The 7791-nt window shown below is 67.2% G+C and carries 6 protein-coding genes; 4 read left to right on the top strand and 2 right to left on the bottom strand.

The window, feature by feature from the left end; all coding sequences use genetic code 11:
• Positions 1-339: 339 nt before the first annotated feature.
• Both AUP43_RS03780 and AUP43_RS03775 read right to left on the bottom strand, forming a co-directional pair.
• Positions 340-1455 (bottom strand): DegT/DnrJ/EryC1/StrS family aminotransferase, encoded by a 1116-nt coding sequence (locus AUP43_RS03780; RefSeq protein ID WP_067552904.1) that lies wholly within the window; start codon positions 1453-1455, stop codon positions 340-342.
• Positions 1456-1483: 28 nt separating this feature from the next.
• Positions 1484-2494, bottom strand: a complete 1011-nt coding sequence (locus tag AUP43_RS03775) for an NAD-dependent epimerase/dehydratase family protein (RefSeq protein WP_067552902.1) — start codon at positions 2492-2494, stop codon at positions 1484-1486.
• Between the two features lie 209 nt (positions 2495-2703).
• Between AUP43_RS03775 and AUP43_RS03770 the strand changes: the two genes are divergently transcribed.
• Genes AUP43_RS03770 through AUP43_RS03755 form a run of 4 tightly spaced genes read left to right on the top strand, consistent with a single transcriptional unit; the run spans position 2704 to position 7755 of the window.
• Positions 2704-3981, top strand: coding sequence for an imelysin family protein (locus tag AUP43_RS03770; RefSeq protein ID WP_067552900.1), 1278 nt, complete (start codon positions 2704-2706; stop codon positions 3979-3981).
• A gap of 57 nt (positions 3982-4038) precedes the next feature.
• Entirely contained in the window at positions 4039-5550 is a 1512-nt protein-coding gene (locus tag AUP43_RS03765) for a di-heme oxidoreductase family protein (protein WP_084462537.1), read from the top strand.
• 10 nt (positions 5551-5560) lie between these two features.
• Entirely contained in the window at positions 5561-6637 is a 1077-nt protein-coding gene (locus tag AUP43_RS03760) for an imelysin family protein (RefSeq protein WP_067552898.1), read from the top strand.
• Positions 6638-6639: 2 nt separating this feature from the next.
• The gene (locus AUP43_RS03755) at positions 6640-7755 is read left to right on the top strand and encodes a DUF1513 domain-containing protein (RefSeq protein WP_067552896.1); all 1116 of its coding nucleotides are present in this window, start codon (positions 6640-6642) and stop codon (positions 7753-7755) included.
• The last annotated feature ends 36 nt before the right edge of the window (positions 7756-7791 follow it).

Below are 7791 nucleotides of genomic sequence, written 5' to 3'. Positions count from 1 at the left end.
CTCTGCCCGTCACCCCCGGCCCACCCTCGGACTTGATCCGAGGGGCCGGGGGTCCACGGTCCAGCTAACTCGATTGTCGTTCCAGCGGGCGGAAGCCTGGACCCCCGGCACAAGGCCGGGGGTGACGGTGGGAGTAGGGGGGGCTGGGCGAGAAAAGCACGGAAGCGGCCGAATGCTTCGAGACGCCGCTTCGCGGCTCCTCAGCATGAGGGAGCTGGGCGGTACGGCCGGATTAAAGAACTCTTGGCACCGCCGATCCCGCCTCTCCCCTCGTCCTGAGGAGCCCCGCAGGGGCGTCTCGAAGGGGGCGGCGGCCGGCTCTCCCTACAGCGCAGGCGATTACAGGCTTGCCTTGATCGCCTGGATCACGCTGTCGGCCTGGGCGTCGGTGAGCTGCGGGAACATCGGCAGGCTGAGGATGCGGCCGGCGGCGCGCTCGGTGCGGGCCAGGCCGGCGGGGGAGAGCGGCACGCGGTCCTTGTAGGCGCGTTGCAGATGCACCGGCACCGGGTAGTGGATCAGCGTGCCGACGCCGGCTTCCTTCAACGCCGCCTGCAGCGCGTCGCGCCGGTCGGTGGCGACGACATATTGGTGATAGACCGGCTGCGCGCCCGGCCGTGTCGCCGGCAGCTCCAGCCCGGCCACGCCGGCAAGGCCGGCATCGTAGCGCGCGGCGATCGCCCGGCGGCGGTCGGTATCGGCGGCCAGGCGGGTCAGCTTGGCGCGCAGGATGGCGGCCTGCAACGGGTCGAGCCGGCTGTTGAAGCCGGCGATGTCGCTGATATAGCGCTCGCGCCAGCCATATTCGCGCAAGGCCTTCAGCGCCTCCACCAGCACCGGGTCGTCGGTGGCGATCACCCCGGCATCGCCGATGGCGCCCAGATTCTTCGTCGGATACAGGCTGTAGGCGGCGATGCGGCCGAAGCGGCCCACCATCGTTCCGTCCAGCGTCGCGCCATGCGCCTGGGAATTATCCTCCAGCACGATCAGGCTGTGCGCCAGCGCCAGCTCCATGATGCCGCGCATATCGGCCGGCTGGCCGTAGAGATGCACCGGGATCACGACTTTCGGCGTCACGCCCTTGACCGACCAGCCCTTCAGCGTGGCGGCCAATCCCTCGACATCCATCGTGTAGTAATCGTCGATATCGACCAGGATCGGCGTCGCCCCGGTCAGCTCGATGGCCGCGACGGTGGCGACGGCGGTGTGCGAGACGGTGACGACGCCGTCGCCCGGCCCGACGCCCAGCGCCTTCAGCGCCAGGATCAGCGCATCGGTGCCGCTGGCCACGCCGACGGCGTTCTTGGCCCCCATATAGGCGGCGAATTCCTGCTCGAACGCCTCGACCTCGGCGCCGAGGATATAGCGGCCGCCCTCCAGCACGCGGGTAATGGCGGTATCGATCTCGGCGCGCTGGGCGAGGTAGGCGGCCTTCGGGTCGGTCTGCGGGATCATGCTCTGAGCCTTAGAGAGAAAGGGAACCTTAGAGATAATGGGCGCCGTTGGCGCGGTAATAGGCGATGCTGCGGGCCAGCCCCTCGGCCAGGTCGATTCTGGGCTCCCAGCCGGTGGCGGCGCGGAAGGCGCTGTCGTCGCAATAATAATCGCCGATATCGATCTTCTTGCGCTCCTCCGGGAAGGCCTTCAAGAGGAACCGGCCCGACCCGCCGACCTTCACCAGCAGCTCGGCCAGCTCCAGCAGCGTCACCGACGGGAAGCCGCCCACATTATAGACATTGCCGATCGCCGCGTCGGCGGTCGCGGTGGCCAGCAGCGCATCGACCAGATCGTCGACATAGGAGAAATCGCGCCGCTGGTCGCCGCCCCACACCTCGAACTCGGTGTCCTGGATGGCGTGGCGCACCCAGATGCCCAGGAAGGTCTGCTTGGCGTCCTTGATGCGCATGCGCGGGCCGTACACGTTGGTCAGCCGCAACGCCGATATCTTCATGCCATACACGCGGGAATACAGCATGTGGTAGCTCTCGGCCGCGTATTTGTGCACGCCGTTAATGTCGGGCGGGAAGATCGGATGCGCCTCGTCCACCGGCAGATAGCGCGGCGGGCCGTAGAATTGCCGGGTGCTGGAGAACACCAGCCGCACGCCCGGATTCACCGCACGCACCAGATCGAGGAACTTGATGTTGGCGATCTGGTTCAGCGCCATGTCCTCCAGCGGCTTCTGCATGGAATCCATGTGCGAGGTCTGGCCGGCGATGTTGAAGATCATGCCCGCCCCGGCCACCGCCTGCTCGATCTTCTCCGCATCGCCGATATCCGCCTCGATCAGCTCGATGCGGCGCGCCCCCTGGTCCGGGTTCAGCGGATTGGCGAGGTTATAGCGGTTCGCGCCATATTGGGTCAGCAGCCGGTCGATCACCGTGACCCTGGCGCCCATCGCTTCGAGCCGCAAGGCCAGGTTGGAGCCGATAAAGCCGACGCCGCCGGTGACGACCACCGGGAGATCGCGGCACCACTGGGTATCTGTGGTCATGATCAGAAATATGCCTGCGCCAAGGTGGGGGAGGCTTTTTCGCCTCTATCTGAACAATTTAGCAAAAAATCCTTTCCGCTGTCTTACCGCTTCTTAACGGGATACGCCACTGACGCTTGCCATCTTGTCGCAGCCGCGTTAGTGCTCATTGAGAACGGAAATCACTCGCATTATCATGCGTGACGCTCGAATGAAGCAGGAGGGGAACAATGAGGCAGACGATCCTTGCGGTCGCGGCGATGGGCATGGCGGCCTTCGCGACGGCGCCGGCCATGGCAGCACCGGACGCCAAGGGCGTGGTGAAAACCTATGCCGATATCGCGCACGCGATGTACGAGGATTCGCTGATCCGCGCCAAGGCGCTGCAAAAGGCGGTGAATGCGCTGGTGGAGACGCCCAGCGCCGCCGCCCTGACGACCGCGCGCCGCGCCTGGCTTGCCGCCCGCGTGCCCTACCAGCAGACCGAGGCGTTCCGCTTCGGCAACGCCATTGTCGATGATTGGGAAGGCAAGGTGAACGCCTGGCCGCTGGACGAAGGGCTGATCGATTACGTCGATGCCTCCTACGGCCAGGATTCCGACGAGAACCCGCTCTACACCGCCAATGTGATCGCCAATAGCAAGATCACCCATGGCGGCGAGGAGATTGACGCCAGCACCATCACCAAGGAATTGCTGTCCGAGACGCTGCAGGAGATCGGCGGCGTCGAGGCCAATGTGGCGACCGGCTACCACGCCATCGAATTCCTGCTCTGGGGCCAGGATCTGAACGGCACCGGGCCGGGGGCGGGCAACCGGCCCTGGACCGATTACGCCAAGGGCTCCGCCTGCACCAACGGCCATTGCGACCGGCGCGGCCAGTATCTGTCCGTCGCCACCGACCTGCTGATCGACGATCTGGAAGAGATGGTCGGCAATTGGGCCGAGGGCGGCGAAGCCCGCGCCGGCCTTCTGGAGGGCGACAGCGGCACCGCGCTGACGGCGATGCTGACCGGCATCGGCAGCCTGTCCTATGGCGAGCTGGCCGGCGAGCGCATGAAGCTGGGCCTGCTGCTGAACGACCCGGAGGAGGAGCATGATTGCTTCTCCGACAACACGCATAATTCGCACTATTACGACATTGTCGGCATGCGGGCGATCTACTTCGCCAGCTACAGCCGGATCGACGGCAAGACCGTGGTGAACGGCCCCAGCCTGGCCGATCTGGTGAAGGCGGAGGATCCCGTCCTGGCCGCCGAGATGAAGCAGAAGTTCGACGCCACCCTGGCCGCCGCCCGCAAGATGAAGGCGCGCGCGGAGACCGTGGAGGCCTATGACCAGATGCTGGCCGCCGGCAATGCCGAAGGCAACGCCACGCTGGAGGCGGTGATCGCGGCCTTGACCGAGCAGACCCGCTCGATCGAGCGCATCGTCGCCCTCCTGGACCTTCAGCCGATCTCCTTCGAGGGCTCGGACAGCCTGGACAATCCGGCCGCCGTCTTCCAGTAAGCCAAGGCGGGGAGGGGCGCGGCCTCTCCCCGTTTCCGTAGTTAGAAGTCAAACGCCATGCCCCGCCTGCGACGGCATCATCACCCTGTTCTCGGCCTCGCCATCGGGGCCGGCCTGCTGGCGGCGGCGATGGCCCCGCTCAGCGCCGCCAGCCCGGCCGAGAAGGCCCGCATCGCCGCCGTGGTGAAGCCCGCCACCAGCTTCGACGAGGCCGAGAAGTTCGAGGTCAACCAGGCCGGCGGGGCGACGGTCCATAAGCCGCTGAACACCAGCGTCTTTTCCCATCCGTCCGGCACGATGAGCTTCGAAAAGCAGCTCGATTTCCGGGTCGGCGACGGCATCTTCCGGAAAATCTGGGTGTCGGCCCCCAGCTCCACCCTGTCCTCGGACGGGCTGGGGCCGCTGTTCAATTCCCGCTCCTGCCAGGGCTGCCATCTGAAGGACGGGCGCGGTTCGCCGCCGGCCGAGAACGAGGCGGCGGTGTCGATGTTCCTGCGCCTCAGCATCCCGGCGCAGGATGCCGCGCAGCAGGCGCTGCTGGACTCGCACCGGGTCTCGATCATCGCCGATCCGGTCTATGGCACGCAGTTGCAGAATTTCGCCATCCAGGGTCATGAGCCGGAAGGCGAGATGAAGATCGCCTATGAGGAAATTCCCGTCACCCTGTCGGACGGCGCGGTGGTCACTTTGCGCAAGCCGACCTACAGCGCGGAGAATCTGAAATACGGGCCGCTGCATCCGGGCGCGATGCTGTCGCCCCGCGTCGCGCCGCCGATGATCGGCATGGGGCTGCTGGAGGCGGTCGCCGAGGCGGACATCCTGTCCTGGGCCGATCCCGACGACAAGGATGGCGACGGCATCTCCGGCCGGGCGAACCGCATCTGGGACGTGGAGAAGGGCGAACTGGCGCTGGGCCGCTTCGGCTGGAAGGCCGGCGAGCCGAACATGGCACAGCAGGTGTCGCATGCCTTCGCCGGGGATATCGGCCTGTCCTCCTACCTGACGCCGACCTCCTGGGGCGAATGCACCGAGCCGCAGAAAATCTGCCGCGAGGCCCCGACCGGCGACGATGAGGCCGAAGGCGTCGAGGTCACCCGGCAGATGATGGACCTTGTGGTGTTCTATTCCCGCAATCTGGGCGTGCCGGCGCGGCGCGACGTCGACGATCCAACGGTGCTGCGCGGCAAGCAAATGTTCTACGAGACCGGCTGCACCGCCTGCCATCGGCCGAAATTCGTTACCCAGCGGCTGAAGGACATGCCGGAGCAATCCTTTCAGCTTATCTGGCCTTATACCGACATGCTGCTGCACGATATGGGCGAGGGGCTGGCCGACGGCCGCCCGGAAAGCGTCGCCACCGGCAGCGAATGGCGCACCCCGCCGCTCTGGGGCATCGGCCTGACCGAGATTGTCAGCGGCCACACCAATTTCCTGCATGACGGCCGGGCGCGGAACCTGCTGGAGGCGATCCTTTGGCATGGCGGCGAGGCCGAGCCCGCCAAGCAGCGTGTCGTGGAGATGAGCAAGGACGAGCGGGACGCCCTGCTCGCCTTCCTGAATTCGCTATAGGAGAAGTGGCATGATCCGGAAAACCGCGCTGGTCCTGGCCTTGGCGCTGGCCGCCCCGGCGGCGCACGCCGCCGCCGATTACGCGGCGCTGAACAAGGCGGCGGTCGAGACCCATGTCATCCCGCGCTATCGCACGCTGGAGCAGTCGACCGCGGCGCTGAACGACGCCGCGCGGGAATTCTGCGCCGCCCCCGGCGATGCCCGCTACCAGGCGCTGACCGACGCCTTCCATGATTCGGTCGATGCCTGGCAGCAGATTCAGCATGTCCGCTTCGGCCCGGTGGAGCTGTTCATGCGCTCGATGCGGCTGGCTTTCTGGCCCGATCCGCGCAACAGCGCCGGCAAGCAGCTGGGCGAGCTGCTGGCGAGCCGCGACGAGGGCCAGATCACCCAGGATGCGTTCCAGAGCAGCGGCGTCGCGGTGCAGGGCTTCCCGGCGCTGGAGCGGGTGCTGTTCGAGGAGCAGGCGCTGGCGAAATTCAGCGCCAGCAATGCCGATTCGGCGTTTCGCTGCAAGCTGGTAACGGCGATTTCCCAGAATCTGGCCGACATGGCGAAGGACATCCGGGGGGATTGGACCAAGCCGGAGGGCTTCGCCCATACGGTCGCCATCGCCGGCACGCCGAACACGCATTACCAGGAGCCGAAGGAAGCGACGCTCGACCTGTTCAAGAGCCTGTACGGCACGGTGGAGATCGTCGCCGACCACAAGATCGCCCGGCCGCTGGGCGCGTCCCTCGACAAGGCCCGGCCGCGCCTCGCCGAATCCTGGCGCAGCGCGCGCTCGATGCGCAATGTGGTGCTGAATCTGGAGGCCGGGCAGGCGCTCTATCTCGACGGTTTCAGCGCCGCCGTCGCCGCCTCGGACAAGAAGCTGGACGATCTGTTCCGCCGCGCCTTCACCCAGACCATCGCCACCGCCAATTCGGTCTCGCTGCCGCTGGAACAGGCGGTCGAGGACAAGGCGGCGCGCGCGACGCTGCAACAGCTGGTCAAGGAGGCATCGGCGATGAAGCAGCTCTTCACCCAGCGGCTGACCGCCGTGCTGGATATCCCGGTCGGTTTCAACGCCATGGATGGAGATTGATCATGATGCTCTCCCGCCGCGCGTTGCTGACGCGCTCCGCCCTCGCCGGGCTGGCCGCCGCCGGGGCCGTGCCGCTGCCGCTGCGCGCCGCCGCGCGGGAGCCGCTCTATCTCAGCGCCCGGGCCGACGATGCGGGGCGCTTCTATGCCGCCGCCTTCGACGATGCCGGCAACCGGGTGTTCGACCTGCCCCTGCCGGCGCGCGGTCATGGCGCGACGCTGCGGCCCGGTGGGGCGGAGGCGGTGTTCATGGCGCGCCGGCCGGGGAATTTCGCGCTGGTGGTCGATCTGGCGGCCGGCGTTGTGCGCCACACCATCGCCAATGCCGAGGATCGCAATTTCGCCGGGCACGGCCTCTATGTCGATGGCGGGCGCATCCTGCTGGCGACCGAGATGAATTATGCCGGCGAGCTGGGCGTGATCGGCCTATACGACGCCGAGGATAATTACCGCCGGCTGGGCGAGATGCCGAGCGGCGGGCTGGACCCGCATGACCTCAGGCTGCTGCCCGACGGGCGCACGATCATCGTCGCCAATGGCGGCATCCTGACCCATCCGGACGCGCCGCGCGCCAAGCTGAATTTGATGGAGATGGATTCCTCCGTCGCCTTCATCGACTGGAAGCAGCGCGAGATCGTCGCCCAGCACCGGCTGGAGGCGGAGCTGTTCCAGCTCAGCCTGCGCCACATGGCGGTGACCGCGACCGGCGAGGTCGGAATCGCCATGCAGTATGAGGGGCCGTCCGGCGATCTGGTGCCGCTGGTGGCGCTGGCCTCGGCCGGCGGGCTGGAACTGCTGGAGCTGCCGGACCCGCTGCTGAACCGGCTGAACAATTATTGCGGCAGCGCCGCCGTCGACAGCAGCGGCGCTGTCCTCGGCGTCAGCTCGCCGCGCGGCGGGCGGGCGATCTTCTGGGACGTCGCCGCGCGACGGCTGCTGGGATCCGTGGAGATGGCCGATTGCTGCGGGCTGACGGCGGCCGGGCCGGCCGGCGGCTTCCTTTTGTCCAGCGGCATGGGCGACGCCATCGCCTGCAACGCGCTCAGCGGCGCGTCGCGGCGTCTGCACACGCTGTTCCTGGCGACCGCGCACTGGGACAACCACATGGTCACGGCATAAGCCGCATTGGTGACGCCGCCCGATGCTTCGAGACGC

It is taken from the genome of Oceanibaculum pacificum (assembly GCF_001618175.1).
Taxonomy (GTDB): domain Bacteria; phylum Pseudomonadota; class Alphaproteobacteria; order Oceanibaculales; family Oceanibaculaceae; genus Oceanibaculum; species Oceanibaculum pacificum.
The sequence above is the reverse complement of the archived record's forward strand: the minus strand, read 5'-3'. Positions and strand labels throughout refer to the sequence as shown.

Bases quoted from the DNA above. Each gene is read 5' to 3' on its own strand.
- AUP43_RS03780 (WP_067552904.1), bottom strand. From the start codon at position 1,455: ATGATCCCGCAGACCGACCCGAAGGCCGCCTACCTCGCCCAGCGCGCC.
- AUP43_RS03775 (WP_067552902.1), bottom strand. From the start codon at position 2,494: ATGACCACAGATACCCAGTGGTGCCGCGATCTCCCGGTGGTCGTCACC.
- AUP43_RS03770 (WP_067552900.1), top strand. From the start codon at position 2,704: ATGAGGCAGACGATCCTTGCGGTCGCGGCGATGGGCATGGCGGCCTTC.
- AUP43_RS03765 (WP_084462537.1), top strand. From the start codon at position 4,039: ATGCCCCGCCTGCGACGGCATCATCACCCTGTTCTCGGCCTCGCCATC.
- AUP43_RS03760 (WP_067552898.1), top strand. From the start codon at position 5,561: ATGATCCGGAAAACCGCGCTGGTCCTGGCCTTGGCGCTGGCCGCCCCG.
- AUP43_RS03755 (WP_067552896.1), top strand. From the start codon at position 6,640: ATGATGCTCTCCCGCCGCGCGTTGCTGACGCGCTCCGCCCTCGCCGGG.